The sequence below is a fragment of the Pseudomonas furukawaii genome (assembly GCF_002355475.1).
Lineage (GTDB): Bacteria > Pseudomonadota > Gammaproteobacteria > Pseudomonadales > Pseudomonadaceae > Metapseudomonas > Metapseudomonas furukawaii.
The window spans coordinates 1,035,933-1,054,518 of record NZ_AP014862.1; the positions used below are offsets into that span (position 1 = coordinate 1,035,933).

General features: G+C 63.8%; 23 protein-coding genes. 11 read left to right on the forward strand and 12 right to left on the reverse strand.

From position 1 onward, the window contains the following. Nucleotides 1–11 precede the first annotated feature (11 nt). Nucleotides 12–533, reverse strand: coding sequence for a ribosome biogenesis factor YjgA (gene yjgA, locus KF707C_RS04795; RefSeq protein ID WP_003448527.1), 522 nt, complete (start codon nt 531–533; stop codon nt 12–14). 145 nt (nt 534–678) lie between these two features. On the opposite strand from yjgA, the gene pmbA reads away from it, so the two are divergent. After that, nucleotides 679–2,025 (forward strand): metalloprotease PmbA, encoded by a 1,347-nt coding sequence (pmbA, locus tag KF707C_RS04800; RefSeq protein WP_003448525.1) that lies wholly within the window; start codon nt 679–681, stop codon nt 2,023–2,025. Between the two features lie 202 nt (nt 2,026–2,227). Here pmbA and KF707C_RS04805 read toward each other — a convergent pair whose 3' ends face one another. The 10 genes from KF707C_RS04805 to KF707C_RS04850 form a co-directional block, all read right to left on the reverse strand. Next, nucleotides 2,228–2,500: an HPr family phosphocarrier protein gene (locus KF707C_RS04805; RefSeq protein WP_003448523.1), complete on the reverse strand. Its 273-nt coding sequence runs from the start codon at nt 2,498–2,500 to the stop codon at nt 2,228–2,230. 16 nt (nt 2,501–2,516) lie between these two features. Continuing rightward, nucleotides 2,517–3,374: an RNase adapter RapZ gene (gene rapZ, locus KF707C_RS04810; protein WP_003448521.1), complete on the reverse strand. Its 858-nt coding sequence runs from the start codon at nt 3,372–3,374 to the stop codon at nt 2,517–2,519. A 9-nt stretch (nt 3,375–3,383) separates the two neighbouring features. Continuing rightward, a complete protein-coding gene (gene ptsN, locus KF707C_RS04815; protein ID WP_003448519.1) occupies nt 3,384–3,848 on the reverse strand; it encodes a PTS IIA-like nitrogen regulatory protein PtsN in 465 nt (154 codons plus the stop codon). Between the two features lie 12 nt (nt 3,849–3,860). Then, the gene (gene hpf / locus KF707C_RS04820) at nt 3,861–4,169 is read right to left on the reverse strand and encodes a ribosome hibernation-promoting factor, HPF/YfiA family (protein WP_003448517.1); all 309 of its coding nucleotides are present in this window, start codon (nt 4,167–4,169) and stop codon (nt 3,861–3,863) included. Between the two features lie 84 nt (nt 4,170–4,253). Then, nucleotides 4,254–5,750: an RNA polymerase factor sigma-54 gene (locus KF707C_RS04825; RefSeq protein WP_036991003.1), complete on the reverse strand. Its 1,497-nt coding sequence runs from the start codon at nt 5,748–5,750 to the stop codon at nt 4,254–4,256. Nucleotides 5,751–5,897: 147 nt separating this feature from the next. Then, entirely contained in the window at nt 5,898–6,623 is a 726-nt protein-coding gene (gene lptB, locus KF707C_RS04830) for an LPS export ABC transporter ATP-binding protein (protein WP_003448515.1), read from the reverse strand. Further along, the gene (gene lptA / locus KF707C_RS04835) at nt 6,623–7,159 is read right to left on the reverse strand and encodes a lipopolysaccharide transport periplasmic protein LptA (protein ID WP_003448514.1); all 537 of its coding nucleotides are present in this window, start codon (nt 7,157–7,159) and stop codon (nt 6,623–6,625) included. The genes lptB and lptA overlap by 1 nt, the downstream gene beginning before the upstream one ends. Continuing rightward, nucleotides 7,146–7,715 carry an LPS export ABC transporter periplasmic protein LptC gene (lptC, locus tag KF707C_RS04840; protein ID WP_003448512.1) on the reverse strand — a complete coding sequence of 190 codons (570 nt, stop codon included), beginning with the start codon at nt 7,713–7,715 and terminating at the stop codon, nt 7,146–7,148. Before lptC ends, lptA begins: the two co-directional genes overlap by 14 nt. 8 nt (nt 7,716–7,723) lie before the next feature. Then, the gene (locus KF707C_RS04845) at nt 7,724–8,248 is read right to left on the reverse strand and encodes a KdsC family phosphatase (RefSeq protein WP_003448510.1); all 525 of its coding nucleotides are present in this window, start codon (nt 8,246–8,248) and stop codon (nt 7,724–7,726) included. Next, entirely contained in the window at nt 8,248–9,222 is a 975-nt protein-coding gene (locus tag KF707C_RS04850) for a KpsF/GutQ family sugar-phosphate isomerase (RefSeq protein WP_003448509.1), read from the reverse strand. Before KF707C_RS04850 ends, KF707C_RS04845 begins: the two co-directional genes overlap by 1 nt. 231 nt (nt 9,223–9,453) lie before the next feature. Between KF707C_RS04850 and KF707C_RS04855 the strand changes: the two genes are divergently transcribed. The 10 genes from KF707C_RS04855 to hisC all read left to right on the forward strand — a co-directional run bounded on the left by KF707C_RS04855 (nt 9,454) and on the right by hisC (nt 17,339). Continuing rightward, complete coding sequence (locus tag KF707C_RS04855) at nt 9,454–10,263, forward strand: ATP-binding cassette domain-containing protein (RefSeq protein WP_003448505.1); 810 nt, start codon at nt 9,454–9,456, stop codon at nt 10,261–10,263. Then, nucleotides 10,263–11,060, forward strand: coding sequence for a lipid asymmetry maintenance ABC transporter permease subunit MlaE (gene mlaE, locus KF707C_RS04860; protein ID WP_003448504.1), 798 nt, complete (start codon nt 10,263–10,265; stop codon nt 11,058–11,060). The genes KF707C_RS04855 and mlaE overlap by 1 nt, the downstream gene beginning before the upstream one ends. Further along, nucleotides 11,060–11,527 (forward strand): outer membrane lipid asymmetry maintenance protein MlaD, encoded by a 468-nt coding sequence (gene mlaD / locus KF707C_RS04865; RefSeq protein WP_003448502.1) that lies wholly within the window; start codon nt 11,060–11,062, stop codon nt 11,525–11,527. The genes mlaE and mlaD overlap by 1 nt, the downstream gene beginning before the upstream one ends. A gap of 11 nt (nt 11,528–11,538) precedes the next feature. After that, a complete protein-coding gene (locus tag KF707C_RS04870) occupies nt 11,539–12,183 on the forward strand; it encodes an MlaC/ttg2D family ABC transporter substrate-binding protein (RefSeq protein WP_003448501.1) in 645 nt (214 codons plus the stop codon). Continuing rightward, entirely contained in the window at nt 12,180–12,488 is a 309-nt protein-coding gene (locus KF707C_RS04875; RefSeq protein ID WP_003448500.1) for an STAS domain-containing protein, read from the forward strand. The genes KF707C_RS04870 and KF707C_RS04875 overlap by 4 nt, the downstream gene beginning before the upstream one ends. Nucleotides 12,489–12,597: 109 nt before the next feature. After that, nucleotides 12,598–12,837 carry a BolA family protein gene (locus KF707C_RS04880; protein ID WP_003448499.1) on the forward strand — a complete coding sequence of 80 codons (240 nt, stop codon included), beginning with the start codon at nt 12,598–12,600 and terminating at the stop codon, nt 12,835–12,837. Nucleotides 12,838–12,858: 21 nt separating this feature from the next. Next, nucleotides 12,859–14,124, forward strand: coding sequence for a UDP-N-acetylglucosamine 1-carboxyvinyltransferase (murA, locus tag KF707C_RS04885; protein ID WP_003448498.1), 1,266 nt, complete (start codon nt 12,859–12,861; stop codon nt 14,122–14,124). Between the two features lie 88 nt (nt 14,125–14,212). Continuing rightward, nucleotides 14,213–14,848, forward strand: coding sequence for an ATP phosphoribosyltransferase (gene hisG, locus KF707C_RS04890; RefSeq protein WP_003448497.1), 636 nt, complete (start codon nt 14,213–14,215; stop codon nt 14,846–14,848). 122 nt (nt 14,849–14,970) lie between these two features. Next, on the forward strand, nt 14,971–16,284 hold the full coding sequence (gene hisD, locus KF707C_RS04895) for a histidinol dehydrogenase (protein WP_003448495.1): 1,314 nt from the start codon (nt 14,971–14,973) through the stop codon (nt 16,282–16,284). Between the two features lie 2 nt (nt 16,285–16,286). Further along, nucleotides 16,287–17,339, forward strand: a complete 1,053-nt coding sequence (gene hisC / locus KF707C_RS04900) for a histidinol-phosphate transaminase (RefSeq protein ID WP_003448493.1) — start codon at nt 16,287–16,289, stop codon at nt 17,337–17,339. Nucleotides 17,340–17,395: 56 nt separating this feature from the next. On the opposite strand, the gene algW is transcribed toward hisC, so the two are convergent. Continuing rightward, a complete protein-coding gene (algW, locus tag KF707C_RS04905; protein ID WP_003448491.1) occupies nt 17,396–18,547 on the reverse strand; it encodes a Do family serine endopeptidase AlgW in 1,152 nt (383 codons plus the stop codon). Between the last annotated feature and the right edge of the window lie 39 nt (nt 18,548–18,586).

An 18,586-nucleotide genomic window follows, 5' to 3' on the forward strand; every position in this document is an offset into this window, starting at 1 on the left:
TGTCGTGGCGCTTACTTCAATCCGCGCTTGGTTTCGTCCAGGTCGCGGATGTACTTGAAGACCTTGCGCGCGGCGGCCGGTGGTTTGTTGTGGGCTGCTTCGTGCTGGGCATGACGGATGAGGCCGCGCAGGTGCTGGCGGTCGGTCTCCGGGTAGTCGGCGACGAAGCTTTCAAGGGCGGCATCGCCGCCCTCGATCAGGCGGTCGCGCCAGCGCTCCAGGGCGTGGAAGCGTTCGTTGTACTGACGAGTGGAGCTGTCGAGCTGGTCGATAAGGGTGACGATGGACTCGATGTCCTGGTCCCGCATCAGCTTGCCGATGTACTGGATATGGCGTTTGCGGGCGATATGGGCTTTGTGCTTGGGCGCCTCGGCAATCGCCTTTTGCAGTGCATCGGTCAGGGGGAGGCGGGCGAGTTGCTCGGCCTTCAGGGTGGTCAGGCGCTCACCGAGATCCTGCAGGGCATGGAGCTCGCGTTTGACCTGGGTTTTGCTCTTCTCTCCGGAGAAGTCGTCGTCGAAGGAATCAGACATGGGGGTGGTCCAGTTGGAAACGCCGCCATGATAACCAGTCGGAACCGCGTTGTCCGTCTCCGGCTGGTGCCGCCGCTGTGCGGCATGTGCGGGGTAGCGCCCAGTGGCGTGCACCGCGATCGGAATTCATTGAACTGGAGTGGCTATGAGTGAAGTAGAAGTGGTCGGCCCGGAAGCATTGCCGGAACTGCAGGCGCGGGTCGAGCGCATCCTCGCCGAGGCCCGTCGCCAGGGCGCCAGCGCCTGCGAAGTGGCGGTTTCAGTTGAGCAGGGACTGTCTACCACGGTTCGCGAGGGTGACGTGGAAACGGTGGAATTCAATCGCGACCAGGGCTTCGGCATCACCCTGTACGTCGGCCAGCGCAAGGGCTCGGCGAGCACCTCCGCGACTGGCGAGGAGGCCATCCGCGAAACGGTGGCCGCGGCCCTTGCCATCGCAAAGCACGCCTCGGAAGACGAGTGCGCGGGGTTGGCGGATGCCGCACTGATGGCGCGCGATCTGCCGGACCTCGATCTCTATCATCCCTGGTCCATCAGCCCTGAGCAGGCGGTGGAGCAGGCGTTGCTCTGCGAGGCCGCCGCCTTCGCCACCGACCCGAGGGTCACCAAGGCCGACGGCACGACCCTGAACACCCACCGCGGCTGCCGAGTCTATGGCAACAGCCATGGCTTCGTCGGCGGCTATGCCAGCACTCGTCACAGCCTGAGCTGCGTGATGATCGCCGAAGCCCAGGGGCAGATGCAGCGGGACTACTGGTACGACGTCAACCGGATCGGCGAGCAGTTGGCCGACCCCGCCAGCATCGGTCGACGCGCCGCCGAGCGCAGTGCTGCGCGGCTGGGCGCGCGTCCTGTCCCCACCTGCGAAGTTCCGGTGCTGTTCGCTCCCGAGCTGGCCACCGGGCTGTTCGGCAGCTTCCTGGGGGCGATCTCCGGCGGCAACCTCTACCGTAAATCCTCCTTCCTCGAAGGGGCCCTGGGAGAGCGGTTGTTCCCCGAGTGGCTGTCCATCGACGAGCGACCGCTGATTCCGCGTGCCATGGCCAGCGCGGCGTTCGACAACGACGGCCTCGCCACCTATGCCAAGCCCTTCGTGGAGAAGGGCGAGTTGGTCTCCTATGTCCTCGGCACCTACTCCGGGCGCAAGCTGGGCCTCCCCAGCACAGCCAACGCCGGCGGGGTTCACAACCTGTTCGTCAGCCATGGCCAGGAGGACCAGGCAGCCCTGCTCCGGCGCATGGGGCGCGGCTTGCTGGTCACCGAGTTGATGGGCCACGGCCTGAACATGGTGACCGGCGACTATTCCCGGGGTGCCGCCGGCTACTGGGTGGAGAACGGCGAAATCCAGTTCCCGGTGCAGGAAGTCACCATCGCCGGCAACCTGAAGGATATGTTCCGGCAGATCGTCGCGGTGGGCAGCGACCTGGAGCTTCGCGGCAATATCCGCACCGGGTCGGTGCTGATAGAACGCATGACCGTCGCCGGCAGCTGAGCCCGCCACATCCCGCCTGGAAGGTGACGCGCCCTGTCGGGCGCGTTTTTCATATGCGCCAGACAGGGCGCGTAGCGCCGTGACCGGGCCCTTGGCCGATAGCGCAATCCCGTGTGGCACGGGACGGCGGCGAGTCCGGGCTCGGTCGTGGCGGGTGCTGGATGAAGGGGGGTAGAGGGCGTTTTTCCGAGGAAACGGAGGATCACTCGCCTTCGTCGAACCTGTTGTTGATCAGTTCGATCAGGGCCTTGAGGGCGTCGTCGTCCTGATCGCCTTCAGTGTGCAGGTGAATGGGGGTGCCCTTGCCGGCCGCCAGCATCATCACGGCCATGATGCTCTTGCCGTCCACCAGGCTTTCCGCCGAGCGGCCGACGCGAATCTGGCAAGGGTAACGTCCGGCCACGCCGACGAACTTGGCTGCCGCCCGGGCATGCAGGCCAAGTTTGTTGATGATGGTGATCTCGCAGGCGGGCATCGCGTTTCCAATCCTTCTAGCTGAGGTCGCGGTGGCGAACCTGGACGTTCTTCAAAATGGGCTTGAGCGCGTTGCCAAGTCGCTCGGCGAGATAGACCGAGCGGTGGTGCCCACCGGTGCAGCCAACGGCAATGGTGACGTAGGCGCGATTGCTGGCGGCGAAGCGCGGTAGCCATTTGTTCAGGTAGCCGAAGATGTCCTGGTACATTTCCTCGACATCGGGCTGGGATGCGAGGTAGGCGGCAACCTCCTGATCCAGGCCGGAATGCTCGCGCAGTTCAGGCTTCCAGTAGGGGTTGGGCAGGCAGCGGACGTCGAAGACCAGGTCGGCATCCACCGGCATGCCGCGTTTGAAGCCGAAAGACTCGACGAGGAAGGCGGTGCCGGGCTCAGGCTGGTTGAGCAGGCGCAGCTTGATGGCGTCACGCAGCTGGTAGAGGTTCAGGCGCGTGGTGTCGATCTTCAGGTCGGCCAGGTCGGCGATCGGCTGCAACAGCGTCTCTTCATCGCGAATGGCTTCGGCGAGGGAGCGATTGTCGTTGGTCAGCGGATGGCGACGGCGCGTCTCCGAGAAGCGCTTGAGCAGGGTGTCCTGTTCGGCGTCCAGGTAGAGGACGTCGCACTTGATGTGACGTGTCCGCGCTTCTTCCAGCAATTCGGGAAAACGTTGCAACTGGCTGGGCAGGTTGCGCGCATCGATGGATACGGCGACCTTCGGCTCCAGCAGTTCGGTGTGCAGCAGGGTCCGTTCCGCCAGCTCTGGAAGCAGGCCGGCGGGCAGGTTGTCGATGCAGTAGAAGCCGTGGTCCTCGAGTACATCGAGGGCGGTACTCTTGCCCGAACCGGAGCGGCCGCTGACGATGACCAGGCGCATGGGCAGGTCCTAGCGTCCGCTCTGAACGTCCACCACCACCTGGTACAGGCTGGTGCTGTCGGGCGCCTGGCGCAGGCGTTCGCGCACGTCGGCACGGTCCAGCATGCTGGCGATCTGGCGCAACAGTTCGAGGTGCTCGTCGGTGGCGGCTTCCGGGACCAGCAGCACGAGCAGCAGGTCCACGGGGGCGCCATCGATGGCGTCGAAGTCGACGGGTGCGTCGAGACGGAGCACCGCGCTGATGGGCGCGGTGCAACCGGCGAGTCGACAGTGGGGAATGGCGATGCCGTTGCCGAAACCGGTGGAACCGAGTTTCTCCCGGGATACCAGGCTTTCGAATATGTCCTGGTAATCGAGGTCGGGAAGGTCGCGAGCGACCAGCTTGGCGATCTGTTCCAGTACGCGTTTCTTGCTGCCACCCGGCACGTTCACCAGGGAACGGCCGGGGGTCAGGATTTGCTCAAGTCGGATCATAGGGAGGGAGGGTCAGCGGGCAGTGGCACCCTGCTGGCGGTTCAATTGCTTCTCCTTGTGCTTGATCAGTTGGCGATCCAGCTTGTCGGTAAGCAGGTCGATGGCGGCGTACATGTCTTCATGTTCCGCGTTAGCAACGACTTCGCCGCCGGCGATGTGCAAAGTGGCTTCGATTTTCTGTTTGAGTTTCTCGACATGCATGATCACCTGCACGTTGGTGATTCTGTCGAAGTGGCGCTCCAGACGGTCGAACTTCTCGACAACGTAGTTGCGCAGGGCGTCGGTCACATCCAGTTGATGTCCACTGATGTTGACTTGCATACCGCTTTCTCCTTATTGCCCGTGTATAAGAGACAGGCTAACGGGCCTGCCACCGGAACACTTTGGCGTGGGTCAATTTCCGCGTCACATCAATCGCTTTCGTTCGCTGGAAGGCGCTATTCCGAGGGATTCCCGGTACTTGGCGACTGTGCGACGGGCCACTTGAATGCCCTGTGCCTCCAGTAAACCAGCGATCTTGCTGTCGCTCAACGGCTTTTTCGGATTTTCCGCTGCAACCAGTTTCTTGATGATGGCGCGGATCGCGGTAGACGAGCATTCGCCGCCTTCCGAGGTGCTGACGTGGCTGGAGAAGAAGTACTTCAGCTCGTAGATACCGCGGGGGGTGTGCATGAATTTCTGGGTGGTCACGCGCGAGATGGTGGACTCGTGCATGCCCACGGCTTCGGCGATGTCGTGCAGGACAAGGGGCTTCATGGCCTCGTCGCCGTACTCCAGGAAACCGCGCTGGTGTTCGACGATCTGGGTTGCCACCTTCATCAGCGTCTCGTTGCGGCTCTGCAGGCTCTTGATGAACCAGCGCGCTTCCTGCAGCTGGTTTCGCATGAAGGTGTTGTCGGCGCTGGAGTCGGCGCGCCGGACGAAGCCGGCGTAATGGGGATTCACTCGCAGGCGGGGTACCGCCTCCTGGTTCAGCTCCACCAGCCAGCGTTCATTGTGCTTGCGGACGATGACATCGGGTACCACGTACTCGGGCTCACTGGCCTCGATCTGGGAACCGGGGCGGGGATTCAGCGCCTGGATCAGCGCGATGATCTGCTTGAGCTCATCCTCCTTGACCTTCATGCGCCGCATCAGCTGGCTATAGTCGCGGCTACCGAGGAGGTCGAGGAAGTCGCCGACCAGTCGCTGCGCTTCGGTCAGCCAGGGCGTGGTGGCGGGCAGCTGGCGCAGTTGAAGCAGCAGGCATTCGCGCAGGTCGCGGGCGCCGATGCCGGCGGGTTCGAACTGCTGGATGCGATGCAGCACCACTTCGACTTCGTCCAGCTCGACACCGAGTTCGGGGTCGAAGGCGTCGACGATCTCGGCCAGGGACTCCTCGAGGTAGCCATCGTTGTTGATGCAGTCGATCAGGGTGACGGCGATCAGGCGGTCGGTGTCGGACATGGGGGCCAGATTCAGTTGCCACAGGAGGTGGCTCTGCAGGCTCTCCCCGACGGAGGTGCGGGAGGTGAAGTCCCACTCGTCATCATCGTTGCTGGGCAGGCTGCTGGCGCTGGTCTGGTAGACGTCCTCCCAGGCCGTGTCCACCGGAAGCTCGCTGGGGATGCGTTCGTGCCATTCGCCATCTTCCAGGGGCTCGTTGCTGCCCTCGGCGCTGGACTCCTGGAAGCTCGTGTCCTGGCTGCCGGTGTTCGGCGACTGATCCCCTTCGGCCATGGGATCGGAGGTGTCGAAATCCTCGCCATCCTCCTGCCGTTCGAGCATGGGATTGGATTCCAGCGCCTCCTGGATTTCCTGCTGGAGGTCCAGGGTGGAGAGTTGGAGAAGGCGGATGGCCTGTTGCAGCTGCGGTGTCATCGTCAGCTGCTGGCCCATCTTGAGGACTAGCGATGGTTTCATGGCAGAGGGCTTGGGACCTTATTCGCCGGCGCATTCGCGCCATCCACTACAGGGCGCCGAAGCGCCGCCAGGAAGCAAATTATATGCCTGACCTTGAAGGAAATTCCTAGTTCCCGCAAGCCATCTTGTAGGTGAGCGAGCGGGAAACTACAGCCTGAACTCGTGGCCCAGGTAGACTTCCTTCACCAGTTGGTTGGCCAGGATGGCCTCCGCATCGCCTTCGGCGATCAGTTGGCCGTCACTGACAATGTAGGCGGTCTCGCAGATGTCCAGGGTCTCGCGCACGTTGTGGTCGGTGATGAGGACGCCGATGCCCTTGGCCTTGAGGTGATGGATGATCTGCTTGATGTCGCCTACGGAAATCGGGTCGACGCCGGCGAAGGGTTCGTCGAGGAGGATGAACTTCGGCGCCGTCGCCAGTGCGCGGGCGATTTCCACCCGACGACGCTCGCCACCGGAGAGGCTCATGCCGAGGCTGTCGCGGATGTGGCTGATATGGAATTCCTGCAGCAGGCTTTCCAGTTCCCGGCGGCGTCCGGCGCGGTCGAGTTCCTTGCGGGTCTCGAGGATTGCCATGATGTTGTCCGCCACGCTGAGCTTGCGGAAGATCGAGGCTTCCTGCGGCAGGTAGCCGATGCCCGCTCGGGCGCGGCCGTGCATGGGCTGGTGGGTGACGTCCTGCGAGTCGATCAGGACGCGGCCCTGGTCGGCCCTTACCAGGCCGACGATCATGTAGAAGCAGGTGGTCTTGCCCGCGCCGTTGGGGCCGAGGAGGCCGACGATCTGACCGCTGTCAATGGACAGGCTGACGTCGCGGACCACCTGACGGCTCTTGTAGCTCTTGGCCAGGTGCTGGGCTTTGAGAGTCGCCATTACTGTGCTTTCTGCTCTTTCTTCTTCGGCTGGATCACCATGTCGATCCGCGGGCGCGGCGTGGTGACGTTGCCGCCCGTGGCGCGGCCGGCGTTTACGATCTGGCGTTGGGTGTCATAGACGATCTTCTCGCCTTCGAAGGTATTGCCTTCCTGAACCACCTTGGCCTGGTCGAGCAGGATGATGCGCTCGTTGGCGGCGAAGTACTGGATGGTGAGTCCGTAGGCCTTGACGATCTGCTTGTCCACGGCAGGCTTCTGCTCGTAGTAGGCGGGCTTGCCCACGGAGGTGAAGACTTCGATGTCGCCGTTGGCATCCTGGGTGATAGTGACGGTGTCACCGGTGATCTTCAGCGTGCCTTGGGTGATCACCACATTTCCCCGATAGACCGCTACGCCTTGCTTGTCGTCGAGCTCTGCGCTGTCGGCCTGGACGCGAATCGGTTGCTCGCGGTCGGACGGCAATGCCCAGGCGGCGGCACTTCCGAGTGCGGTGCCCAGGCTGAGCAACAGGGGGAGGGTATTAACGAACCTCATGCTGGCCTCTTACGTTGGACTGCAGGATCATCCTGCTGTCATTCAAGTACGCTTTCATTCCTTGTGCCGTGGTCACCCCATTGGCCGCGTCGATTTTAACGGCTTGCTGGGTCTGCGCATATTCCTGATCGGGGAATACGGTCAGCCGGCTGGTGGTCAGGATGGTGGGACGGCCCTTGGCGTCGGTGCGGGCCACCCTGACCTGGTCGATCAGTTCCACCTGCTTGCCTTCGGGGCCTACCTCGCCACGCTCGCTCTGCACGTGCCAGGGATAGGCGGTGCCGCGGTGCAGCAGGAGGTCGGGTTTGGTCAGCAATGTGACATCGGTGGCCTTGATATGTTCGAGGCGCGTGGCGGTCATTTCGTAGTGCAGCTTGCCGTCTTCCTGGAACTGGGTGCTCTTGCCGTTCTCGACGTAGAAGTCGATGGCATTGTCTCCGCCTGCCGCCTGGGGGCGGTCCATGAAGCTCTCGGGGCGGATGTTCCAGTAGCCAAGGGCGATGAGCAGGGCGGCGATGGGCGTCAGGATCAGCGCCGTGCGTAGGTTCTTGGACATGGTCGGCCTCACAGGTAAGCGGCTTGCGCAGCTTCCAGCGCACCCTGGGCGCGCAGGATGAGTTCGCAGAACTCCCGCGCCGCGCCTTCGCCGCCGCGGGCCTGGGTCACGCCGTGGGCGTGCTGGCGCACAAAGGCGTCGGCGTTCGCCACCGCCATCCCCAGGCCTACCCGGCGGATGACCGGGAGGTCGGGCAGGTCATCGCCGAGGTAGGCGACCTGGTCGTGACTCAGGCCCAGTTCGGCGAGCAGCCCATCGAGCACCACGAGCTTGTCCTCGCGGCCCTGGAACAGGTGCTGGATACCGAGGTTCTGCGCGCGACGTTCCACCACTTCCGACTGGCGACCGCTGATGATGGCGGTGCGCACTCCGGCGTTCATCAGCATCTTGATGCCCTGGCCATCGAGCGTGCTGAAGGTCTTGAACTCGCCGCCGCCGGGAAGGAAGTAGAGGCGCCCGTCGGTGAGTACGCCGTCGACATCGAATACCGCGAGGCGGACGCCCTTGGCGCGGGAAAGGAGTTCGTTGCTCATCAGATCACTCCGGCGCGCGTCAGGTCGTGGATATGCAGGGCGCCGATGGGGCGATCGGTTGCGTCGACCACCACCAGCACGTTGATCTTGTGGTCGTCCATGATCTTCAGCGCTTCGGCTGCCAGCATCTCAGGGCGCACGGTCTTGCCGTGGAGCGTCATGACTTCGTCGATGCCGGCCTGGCGAACGTCCACTCCCTTGTCCAGGGTTCGGCGCAGGTCGCCATCGGTGAAGATGCCGGCCAAGCGTCCGTCGTCTTCCAGCACCGCCGTCATGCCCAGGCCCTTGCGGGTCATTTCCAGCAGTGCGTCTCGCAGGGCGGTGCCCCGCGCGACCTTCGGCAGGTTGTCACCGCTGTGCATGATGTGTTCGACCTTCAGCAGCAGGCGGCGGCCCAGCGCACCACCCGGGTGCGAAAAGGCAAAGTCCTCGGCGGTAAAGCCACGGGCTTCCAGCAGTGCGATGGCGAGGGCGTCGCCCAGCACGAGGGAGGCTGTGGTGGACGAGGTGGGCGCCAGGTTGAGTGGGCAGGCCTCCTGGCCCACTCGGGCGTCCAGGTTGGCTTCGGCGGCCTTGGCCAGTGGGGACTCAGGGTTGCCGGTCAGGCTGATGAGGGTGATGCCCAGTCGTTTGATCAGCGGCAGCAGGGTGACGATTTCGGCGGTTGAGCCCGAGTTCGACAGGGCCAGCACCACGTCGTCGCGGGTGATCATGCCCATGTCGCCATGGCTGGCTTCGGCCGGATGGACGAAGAAGGACGGGGTCCCGGTGCTGGCCAGGGTGGCGGCGATCTTGTTGCCGACGTGCCCGGACTTGCCCATGCCCACCACTACCACGCGTCCCTTGCAGGCCAGGATGAGCTCGCAGGCGCGGACGAAATCGGCGTCGATACGCGGAATAAGGGCGTCGATCGCCTCACGTTCGAGCTGGATGGTGCGTTGTGCGGACTTGATCAGATCGCTGGATTGGCTCATGGAGGGCGTGCGGTTGCCAAAGGAAAAGGTGGCGATTATAGCGATAAAGGTGAATCAGCTCACGCTCCATTCCCGTGGAAGCTGTCGCAAAGCTGAACGGCAGTTCGCGCAGTCTTGGGAGGCGTCGGGGCGCGGTGATATAGTTCGCGCCCTGTTCGGCCCGTCCTGTTCGGGGTGTCCTCGCGTTGGGGCGCGTCGTCTTTCAGGGAGGCTGTATCGCAAGGAGTCTAGATGAGCGCCGAAAACGCCTATGCCGTCGAGCTGAAGGGGGTCACCTTCAGGCGCGGTACGCGCAGCATTTTCCAGGATGTCGACATTCGCATTCCCCGCGGCAAGGTCACCGGCATCATGGGGCCATCCGGCTGCGGCAAGACTACACTGCTGCGCCTGATCGCCGCCCAGCTCAAGCCCGATGCCGGCGAAGTCTGGGTCAACGGCCAGAACTTGCCGAAGCTCTCGCGTCCCGAGCTGTTCGACATGCGCAAGCAGTTCGGTGTGCTGTTCCAGAGTGGCGCCCTGTTCACCGACCTCGATGTGTTCGAGAACGTGGCCTTTCCGCTGCGGGTGCACACCCGCCTGCCCGAGGAGATGATCCGCGACATCGTTCTGATGAAGCTCCAGGCCGTGGGCCTCCGGGGGGCCCTGGATCTGATGCCGGACGAGCTCTCGGGCGGCATGAAGCGCCGGGTCGCGCTGGCCCGTGCCATTGCGCTCGACCCGCAGATCCTGATGTACGACGAGCCGTTCGTCGGGCAGGATCCCATCGCCATGGGCGTTTTGGTGCGACTGATCCGCCTGCTAAACGACGCCCTGGGCATCACCAGTATCGTCGTATCCCACGACCTGGCGGAGACCGCCAGCATCGCCGATTACCTCTACGTGGTGGGCGATTCCCAGGTATTGGGGCAGGGAACCCCGGATGAGCTGATGAATTCCGATAACCCGCGTATCCGCCAGTTCATGAAGGGCATCCCGGACGGTCCGGTGCCTTTCCATTATCCGGCGCCGGATTACCGAAAAGACCTCCTGGGGGATCACTGATGCGCAAGAAGTCGCTGCTCGAGCGCATTCGCCTGCTCGGGCGCTCCGGCCTGGACGTCGTCGAGTCCCTTGGTCGTTCCACCCTGTTCCTGCTGCGTGCGCTGTTTGGTCGTACCGGTACCCGCAACGGCTTCCAGCTACTGGTCAAGCAGCTGTATTCCATCGGGGTGCTGTCGCTGCCGATCATCATCGTCTCCGGTGTCTTCATCGGCATGGTGCTGGCCCTGCAGGGCTACAACATCCTGGTGTCCTACGGTTCGGAGCAGGCGGTGGGGCAGATGGTCGCGCTGACGTTGCTGCGCGAGCTCGGCCCGGTGGTGACCGGTCTGCTCTTCGCCGGGCGTGCCGGTTCGGCGCTGACCGCGGAGATCGGCAACATGAAGTCCACCGAGCAGCTCTCCAGCCTGGAGATGATCGGAGTCGACCCTCTCAAGTACATCATCGCGCCGCGCCTCTGGGCCGGCTTCATTTCCATGCCGATGCTGGCGTTGATCTTCAGCGTGGTGGGCATCTGGGGGGGCGCTATGGTGGCCGTGGACTGGCTGGGAGTCTATGACGGCTCCTTCTGGTCCAACATGCAGAGCAGTGTCGAATTCACCGAAGACGTGCTGAACGGCGTGATCAAGAGCGTCGTATTCGCCTTCGTCGTGACCTGGATCGCCGTGTTCCAGGGGTATGACTGCGAGCCGACCTCGGAAGGGATCAGCCGCGCAACGACTAAAACCGTGGTCTATGCCTCGCTGGCCGTGCTGGGGCTGGACTTCATCCTGACCGCCTTGATGTTTGGAGATTTCTGATGCAAATCCGCACCTTGGAAATTGGTGTCGGCCTGTTCCTCCTGGCCGGTCTGTTGGCCTTGCTGCTCCTGGCCCTGCGGGTCAGCGGCCTGTCCTATGGCGCCAGTGGCGATACCTACAAGCTTTACGCGCATTTCGACAATATTGCCGGTTTGACGGTCAGAGCAAAGGTAACCATGGCTGGTGTCACCATCGGCAAGGTCACCGCCATCGATCTGGACCGAGACAGCTACACCGGTCGCGTGACCATGGAGGTCGAGCAGCGCGTGGACAACCTGCCCGCGGACTCCACCGCCTCCATCCTCACCGCCGGCCTGCTGGGCGAGAAGTACATCGGCATCAGCGTCGGTGGTGACGATGAGCTGCTCAAGGACGGCGGAACCATCCGTGATACCCAGTCCGCACTGGTTCTGGAAGACCTGATCGGCAAGTTCCTGCTGAACTCGGTCAACAAAGAGAGCAAATGAGGAATCGTGACATGATCAAAGCCCTGCGTAATGGCCTGCTGGTGCTGCTGGCAGCCCTGCCCCTCATGGCCACCGCGGCGCCCAGCGCGCGCGATGTGGTGCAGAAGACCACTGACGAGCTGCTGACCGAGCTGAAGAGCAACAAGCAGCAGTACCGAAGCGACCCGCAGTCCTTCTACGATGCCCTGAATCGCATTCTCGGCCCGGTGGTGGATGCAGAAGGCATTTCCCGCAGCATCATGACGGTGAAGTACTCGCGCAATGCGTCCCCCGAGCAGATGACCCGCTTCCAGGACAACTTCAAGCGCAGCCTGTTCCAGTTTTACGGAAACGCCCTGCTGGAGTACGACAACCAGGAAATCCGTGTATTGCCCGCCAAGCAGAACGATCCTGAGCGCGCTACCGTCGGCATGGAAGTCAAGGACAGCAAGGGAACCGTCTATCCCGTGTCCTACACCATGGTCTACCTCAACGACCAGTGGATGCTGCGCAACGTCATCATCAATGGCATCAACATCGGCAAGCTGTTCCGCGACCAGTTCGCCGACAGCATGCAGCGCAATGGCAACGACCTGGACAAAACCATCAACGGATGGGCCGAGGTCGTGGCCAAGGCCAAGGAATCCGACGAGGCCAAGAAGGCGGGCGGGCAATGAGCGAGGCTCGCATCGAGCGGGGATCCGCCGGCGAGCTGTGTCTGGTGGGTGTGCTCGACTACAGCACCGGTCCTGCATTGCGCGAAGCCGGGCGGCAACTGATCCGTTCGCTGTCCGGCAACGACCTGGTGCTGGACTGCTCCGCCGTGCAGAAGAGCAGCAGCGTGGGACTTTCCCTGTTGCTGGCCTTCATGCGTGATGCCGCCTCCGCCGGAAAGTCGGTCACATTGCGCGGACTGCCTGGGGACATGCGGCAGATCGCCGAAGTTTCCGGGTTGACCGAGCTACTGCCCCGCGGGGTCTGAGCCGGTCCGACGGCCCTCCGTCAGGCCCCGTGTTTGCGGGGTTCGCAGGCGGAGGGCTTTTTTGTATCATGGCCGACCCGCGCGCGTTGGGCGCCGATTGAGGTTGAGCATGCAGGCCGTAGAAGTGAAAAACCTCCTGGAGGCGAAGCTGCCAGGAACCCAGGTGGAAGTCGAAGGGGAAGGCTGCAACTTCCAGTTGAACCTGATCAGTGACGAGTTGGCCGGCCTGAGCCCGGTGAAGCGTCAGCAGCAGGTCTATGCCCATCTGAATCCCTGGATCGCCGATGGCAGCATCCACGCCGTAACCATGAAATTCTTCAGCCGGGCCGCCTGGGCCGAGCGTTCCTGAACCCGGTCGCCCGAGAGAACTATGGACAAACTGATCATTACTGGCGGTCAACGCCTCGATGGCGAAATCCGCATTTCCGGCGCCAAGAACTCCGCGCTGCCGATCCTTGCCGCCACCTTGCTGGCCGATACGCCGGTCACCGTGGCCAACCTGCCGCACCTGCACGACATCACCACCATGATCGAGCTCTTCGGTCGCATGGGGGTCCAGCCGGTGATCGACGAGAAGCTCGCGGTTGAAGTCGACGCCAGCAGCATCAAGACCCTGGTCGCACCCTATGAGCTGGTGAAGACCATGCGCGCCTCGATCCTGGTGCTTGGTCCCATGGTGGCCCGCTTCGGCCAGGCGGAGGTGGCATTGCCCGGTGGCTGCGCCATCGGCTCCCGCCCGGTCGACCTGCATATCCGCGGTCTGGAAGCCATGGGCGCGCAGATCGACGTGGAGGGCGGTTACATCAAGGCTCGTGCCCCGGCCGGAGGCCTGCGCGGTGCCAATTTCTTCTTCGATACCGTCAGCGTGACCGGTACCGAGAACATCATGATGGCCGCTGCACTGGCCAATGGCCGCTCCGTGCTGCAGAACGCCGCCCGCGAACCGGAAGTGGTGGACCTGGCCAACTGTCTGATCGCCATGGGCGCCCAGATCCAGGGTGCCGGTACCGACACCATCATCATCGATGGTGTGAAGCGCCTCGGCGGTGCGCGCTACAACGTGATGCCCGACCGTATCGAGACCGGCACCTACCTGGTTGCCGCCGCCGCCACCGGCGGTCGCGTCAAGCTCAAGGACACCGACCCGACCATCCTCGAAGCCGTGCTGCAGAAGCTGGAAGAAGCTGGCGCCCACATCAACGCCGGCAACAACTGGATCGAGCTGGACATGAAGGGCAATCGTCCGAAGGCCGTGAACGTGCGCACCGCGCCGTACCCGGCGTTCCCCACGGACATGCAGGCCCAGTTCATCTCGATGAACGCCGTGGCCGAGGGCACTGGCGCGGTCATCGAAACGGTGTTCGAGAACCGCTTCATGCACGTCTACGAAATGAATCGCATGGGCGCCCAGATCCTTGTCGAGGGCAATACCGCCATCGTCACCGGCGTGCCGAAGCTCAAGGGCGCACCGGTCATGGCCACCGACCTGCGCGCTTCGGCGAGCCTGGTGATCGCCGGCCTGGTGGCCGAGGGCGATACCCTGATCGATCGCATCTACCACATTGACCGTGGTTACGAATGCATCGAGGAAAAACTGCAACTGCTCGGCGCCAAGATCCGCCGCGTGCCGGGTTAGGTCCTGCCGTGGGCCGGTCCTCTCGGATCGGTCCGCAGCGGCCGCGCATCAGGCCCCGCCGGGGCCTTAGCCAAGGAAAACCAGTTTCATGCTCACCATCGCGTTGTCCAAGGGCCGCATTCTCGACGATACCCTGCCACTGCTCGCCGAAGCCGGCATCGTGCCCACCGAGAATCCGGACAAGAGCCGCAAGCTGATCATCCCTACCACCCAGGAGGATGTGCGCCTGCTCATCGTGCGTGCGACCGACGTGCCGACCTACGTGGAGCACGGCGCAGCCGACCTGGGAGTCGCCGGCAAGGACGTGCTGATGGAGTACGGCGGCCAGGGCCTTTATGAGCCTCTGGACCTCAGGATCGCCTGCTGCAAGCTGATGACCGCGGGTGCCGTCGGTGCACCCGAGCCCAAGGGGCGTCTGCGGGTGGCGACCAAGTTCGTCAATGTGGCCAAGCGATACTATGCCGAACAGGGCCGCCAGGTAGATGTGATCAAGCTGTATGGCTCCATGGAGCTGGCTCCCCTGGTGGGCCTGGCCGACAAGATCATCGACGTGGTCGACACCGGCAACACCCTCCGCGCCAACGGCCTGGAACCCCAGGAACTGATCGCTACCATCAGCTCCCGACTGATCGTCAACAAGGCATCGATGAAGATGCAGCACGCGCGCATCCAGGCGCTGATCGAAGTGCTGCGCAGCGCCGTCGAGTCGCGACACCCAAGCTGACGCTTGAGTGCGGCCCTGCGCCGCACGTGCCTATCCGTGTCATAGCCACTATTCTCGGGTGCCCGCACGGTGGGCTTGCTACTCTAGCGGCGCCCGAGCAATTGCCAATAACGAGGCCCGCTATGACCGCTCCAATCGCCATCCGCCGACTCAATGCCGCTGATCCGGATTTCGCGCGACACCTGGATCATCTGCTGAGCTGGGAAAGCGTGTCGGATGACGCGGTGAACCAGCGGGTCCTCGACATCATCCAGGCCGTCCGCGAACGCGGCGACGCCGCCGTTGTGGAGTTCACCCAGCGTTTCGACGGTGTCGCGGCTTCCTCCATGGCCGACCTGATCCTGCCGCGTGAGCGTCTGGAGCTGGCCTTGACGCGTATTTCCGACGAGCAGCGCCAGGCCCTGGAAACCGCCGCCACCCGTGTGCGCAGCTACCACGAGAAGCAGAAACAGGAATCCTGGACCTACACCGAGGCCGACGGCACCGTTCTGGGTCAGCAGGTGACCCCGTTGGATCGCGCTGGCCTCTATGTGCCCGGCGGCAAGGCTTCCTACCCCTCCTCGGTGCTGATGAACGCCATTCCCGCCAAGGTGGCCGGCGTCCAGGAGGTCGTGATGGTGGTACCGACGCCTCGTGGCGAGATCAACGAGATCGTCCTGGCGGCGGCCTGCGTCGCCGGCGTGGACCGCGTCTTCACCATTGGCGGCGCCCAGGCCGTGGCCGCCCTGGCCTACGGCACCGAGAGCGTGCTCCAGGTGGACAAGATCGTCGGCCCCGGCAACATCTATGTGGCCACCGCCAAGCGCCATGTGTTCGGCCAGGTGGGGATCGACATGATCGCCGGTCCGTCGGAAATCCTCGTGGTCTGCGATGGCGGCACCGATCCGGACTGGATCGCCATGGACCTGTTTTCCCAGGCCGAGCACGACGAGGACGCCCAGTCCATCCTGGTCAGCCCCGATGCAGGCTTCCTTGATCGGGTGGCCGCCAGCATCGAGAAGCTGCTGCCCACCATGGAGCGTGCCGAGATCATCCGCACTTCCCTGCAGAATCGCGGCGCGCTGATCCTGGTGGCGGATCAGGCCCAGGCCTGCCAGGTCGCCAACCGCATCGCGCCCGAGCACCTGGAGCTGTCCGTCGCCGATCCGCAAGCCTGGCTCCCGCATATCCGCCACGCCGGCGCCATCTTCATGGGCCGCTACACCGCCGAGGCTCTGGGTGACTATTGCGCCGGCCCCAACCACGTCCTGCCGACTTCCGGTACGGCGCGCTTTTCCTCGCCGCTCGGCGTGTATGACTTCCAGAAGCGCTCCTCCATCATCTTCTGCTCGGCCGATGGCGCCTCCGAGCTGGGGCGGACCGCGTCGGTCCTGGCGCGAGGCGAGTCGCTGACCGCCCACGCCCGCAGCGCCGAGTACCGGATCAAGGGAGAGTGACGATGAGCAAGTTCTGGAGCCCCTTCGTCAAGGACCTGGTGCCCTACGTGCCCGGGGAGCAGCCGAAGATCGCCAACCTGGTGAAGCTGAATACCAACGAGAACCCCTACGGCCCCTCGCCGAAGGCCATCGCCGCGATGCAGGCGGAGGTGAATGACAACCTGCGGCTGTACCCCGATCCCAACAGCGATCGACTGAAACAGGCGGTGGCTGAGTTCTACGGTGTTCGGACCGATCAGGTATTCGTCGGCAACGGTTCCGACGAAGTGCTGGCACATGCCTTCCACGGCCTGTTCCAGCACGGCCGCCCATTGCTGTTCCCGGATGTGACCTACAGTTTCTACCCGGTGTATTGCGGCCTCTACGGTATTCCCTTCGAGGCGCTGCCGCTGGATGAGCAGTTCCAGATTCGGGTAGAGGATTATGCGCGTCCCAACGGCGGCATCATTTTCCCCAACCCCAACGCTCCCACGGGATGCCTGCTGGCTCTGGAGGCCATCGAGCGCCTGCTCCAGGCCAATCCGGACTCCGTGGTGCTGGTGGACGAGGCCTATATCGACTTCGGTGGCGAGACCGCCATCGCCCTGGTGGACCGCTACCCGAACCTGCTGGTGACCCAGACGCTGTCCAAGTCCCGCTCGCTGGCCGGCCTGCGGGTAGGCCTGGCCGTGGGCCATCCTGACCTGATCGAGGCGCTGGAGCGCATCAAGAACAGCTTCAACTCCTATCCGCTGGACCGCATGGCGATCGCCGGTGCGGCGGCGGCCTTCGAGGATCGGTCCCACTTCGAGGACACCTGCCGCAAGGTGATCGAGAGCCGTGAGGCGCTGGTGGCTGCGATGGAGGCCCGTGGTTTCGATGTGCTGCCATCGGCGGCGAATTTCGTGTTCGCTCGCCACCCGCAGCGGGATGCCGCGGAGATCGCGGCGGGGCTGCGGGAGCGTGGCGTGATCGTGCGCCATTTCAAGCAGCAGCGTATCGCTCAGTTCCTGCGCATCACCATCGGCACGCCGGATCAGAACCAGGCGTTGCTGAGCGCGCTCGATCGGCTCTGAACCGCCGCGCCATAAAAAAGCCGAGGCAGTTGCCTCGGCTTTTTTGTCAGCGGGGGTCAGCTTCCACCGTTATTGGTGGGGGGCGGGCGCAGGCCGACCTCCGCACTCAGCACCAACTCCTGGCCATTGCGCATCACCAGGATGCTGACCTTTTCGCCGGGGCGGGTACGGGCTACCTGGTTCATCGAGCGACGGCCGTCGCCTGCAGGCTCGCCATCGATGCTGAGGATGATGTCCCCCGGCTGCAGGTTGGCGCGTTGGGCGGGGCTATCGCGGTAGATGCCCGCCACCACGATGCCGGGACGCCCTTCCAGGCCGAAGGATTCCGCCAGTTCCGGAGTCAGAGGCTGGACTTCGATGCCGAGCCAGCCGCGGATCACCGAACCATGCTCGATGATCGCCTTCATTACCTCCAGGGCCAGCTTCACCGGAATGGCGAACCCGATGCCCTGGGAGCCGCCCGACTTGGAGAAGATGGCCGTGTTGACGCCGATGAGGTTGCCGTTGGCATCCACCAGCGCGCCGCCGGAGTTGCCCGGGTTGATCGCCGCGTCGGTCTGGATGAAATCCTCATAGGTGTTCAGGCCCAACTGGTTGCGGCCGGTGGCGCTGATAATGCCCATGGTCACGGTCTGGCCGACGCCGAACGGGTTGCCAATCGCCAGGGCGACATCGCCGATGCGAATGTTGTCCGAACGGCCCAGGGTGATGGAGGGCAGGTTCTCGAGGTCGATCTTCAGGACCGCGAGGTCGGTTTCGGGGTCGGCGCCCACCAGGCGTGCCAGGGTTTCCCGGCCATCCTTCAGGGCGACCACTATCTGGTCGGCTCCGGCGGTCACATGGTTGTTGGTGAGCAGGTAGCCCTCGGGGCTCATGATCACGGCAGACCCCAGGCTCGACTCCATGCGGCGCTGGCGGGGCAGGTTGTCTCCGAAGAAACGGCGGAACTGCGGGTCCTCGAACAAGGGGTGGGCGGGCTTGCTCACCATCTTGGTGGTGTAGAGGTTGGCCACCGCCGGGGATGCGCTGTTCACGGCGTCGGCGTAGGAGTCCGGCCCCTTGCGGGTGAGGCTGAATTTGGGCGCCTCCTGCAGGTGCACCTCCTGGCGGGGCAGGCCGACCCATTCCGGGTATCGCTGGATGATGAGCAGTGCCACGAGCACGCCGACAATCAGGGGCCAGCCGAGGAATCGCAGGGCCTTGAGCATCGAGGGGAGAGTCCTGAGGGTTGCGAGGGGCGGGGGTGC

What these genes read in the sequence shown, in the direction of transcription:
- mlaE (WP_003448504.1), top strand. Translation starts at nt 10,263, where the DNA reads ATGCGCAAGAAGTCGCTGCTCGAGCGCATTCGCCTGCTCGGGCGCTCC.
- KF707C_RS04825 (WP_036991003.1), bottom strand. Translation starts at nt 5,750, where the DNA reads ATGAAACCATCGCTAGTCCTCAAGATGGGCCAGCAGCTGACGATGACA.
- algW (WP_003448491.1), bottom strand. Translation starts at nt 18,547, where the DNA reads ATGCTCAAGGCCCTGCGATTCCTCGGCTGGCCCCTGATTGTCGGCGTG.
- KF707C_RS04845 (WP_003448510.1), bottom strand. Translation starts at nt 8,248, where the DNA reads ATGAGCAACGAACTCCTTTCCCGCGCCAAGGGCGTCCGCCTCGCGGTA.
- murA (WP_003448498.1), top strand. Translation starts at nt 12,859, where the DNA reads ATGGACAAACTGATCATTACTGGCGGTCAACGCCTCGATGGCGAAATC.
- rapZ (WP_003448521.1), bottom strand. Translation starts at nt 3,374, where the DNA reads ATGCGCCTGGTCATCGTCAGCGGCCGCTCCGGTTCGGGCAAGAGTACC.
- KF707C_RS04855 (WP_003448505.1), top strand. Translation starts at nt 9,454, where the DNA reads ATGAGCGCCGAAAACGCCTATGCCGTCGAGCTGAAGGGGGTCACCTTC.
- hisD (WP_003448495.1), top strand. Translation starts at nt 14,971, where the DNA reads ATGACCGCTCCAATCGCCATCCGCCGACTCAATGCCGCTGATCCGGAT.
- hpf (WP_003448517.1), bottom strand. Translation starts at nt 4,169, where the DNA reads ATGCAAGTCAACATCAGTGGACATCAACTGGATGTGACCGACGCCCTG.
- KF707C_RS04805 (WP_003448523.1), bottom strand. Translation starts at nt 2,500, where the DNA reads ATGCCCGCCTGCGAGATCACCATCATCAACAAACTTGGCCTGCATGCC.
- KF707C_RS04880 (WP_003448499.1), top strand. Translation starts at nt 12,598, where the DNA reads ATGCAGGCCGTAGAAGTGAAAAACCTCCTGGAGGCGAAGCTGCCAGGA.
- hisC (WP_003448493.1), top strand. Translation starts at nt 16,287, where the DNA reads ATGAGCAAGTTCTGGAGCCCCTTCGTCAAGGACCTGGTGCCCTACGTG.
- pmbA (WP_003448525.1), top strand. Translation starts at nt 679, where the DNA reads ATGAGTGAAGTAGAAGTGGTCGGCCCGGAAGCATTGCCGGAACTGCAG.
- mlaD (WP_003448502.1), top strand. Translation starts at nt 11,060, where the DNA reads ATGCAAATCCGCACCTTGGAAATTGGTGTCGGCCTGTTCCTCCTGGCC.
- yjgA (WP_003448527.1), bottom strand. Translation starts at nt 533, where the DNA reads ATGTCTGATTCCTTCGACGACGACTTCTCCGGAGAGAAGAGCAAAACC.
- hisG (WP_003448497.1), top strand. Translation starts at nt 14,213, where the DNA reads ATGCTCACCATCGCGTTGTCCAAGGGCCGCATTCTCGACGATACCCTG.
- lptB (WP_003448515.1), bottom strand. Translation starts at nt 6,623, where the DNA reads ATGGCGACTCTCAAAGCCCAGCACCTGGCCAAGAGCTACAAGAGCCGT.
- ptsN (WP_003448519.1), bottom strand. Translation starts at nt 3,848, where the DNA reads ATGATCCGACTTGAGCAAATCCTGACCCCCGGCCGTTCCCTGGTGAAC.
- lptC (WP_003448512.1), bottom strand. Translation starts at nt 7,715, where the DNA reads ATGTCCAAGAACCTACGCACGGCGCTGATCCTGACGCCCATCGCCGCC.
- KF707C_RS04875 (WP_003448500.1), top strand. Translation starts at nt 12,180, where the DNA reads ATGAGCGAGGCTCGCATCGAGCGGGGATCCGCCGGCGAGCTGTGTCTG.
- KF707C_RS04850 (WP_003448509.1), bottom strand. Translation starts at nt 9,222, where the DNA reads ATGAGCCAATCCAGCGATCTGATCAAGTCCGCACAACGCACCATCCAG.
- KF707C_RS04870 (WP_003448501.1), top strand. Translation starts at nt 11,539, where the DNA reads ATGATCAAAGCCCTGCGTAATGGCCTGCTGGTGCTGCTGGCAGCCCTG.
- lptA (WP_003448514.1), bottom strand. Translation starts at nt 7,159, where the DNA reads ATGAGGTTCGTTAATACCCTCCCCCTGTTGCTCAGCCTGGGCACCGCA.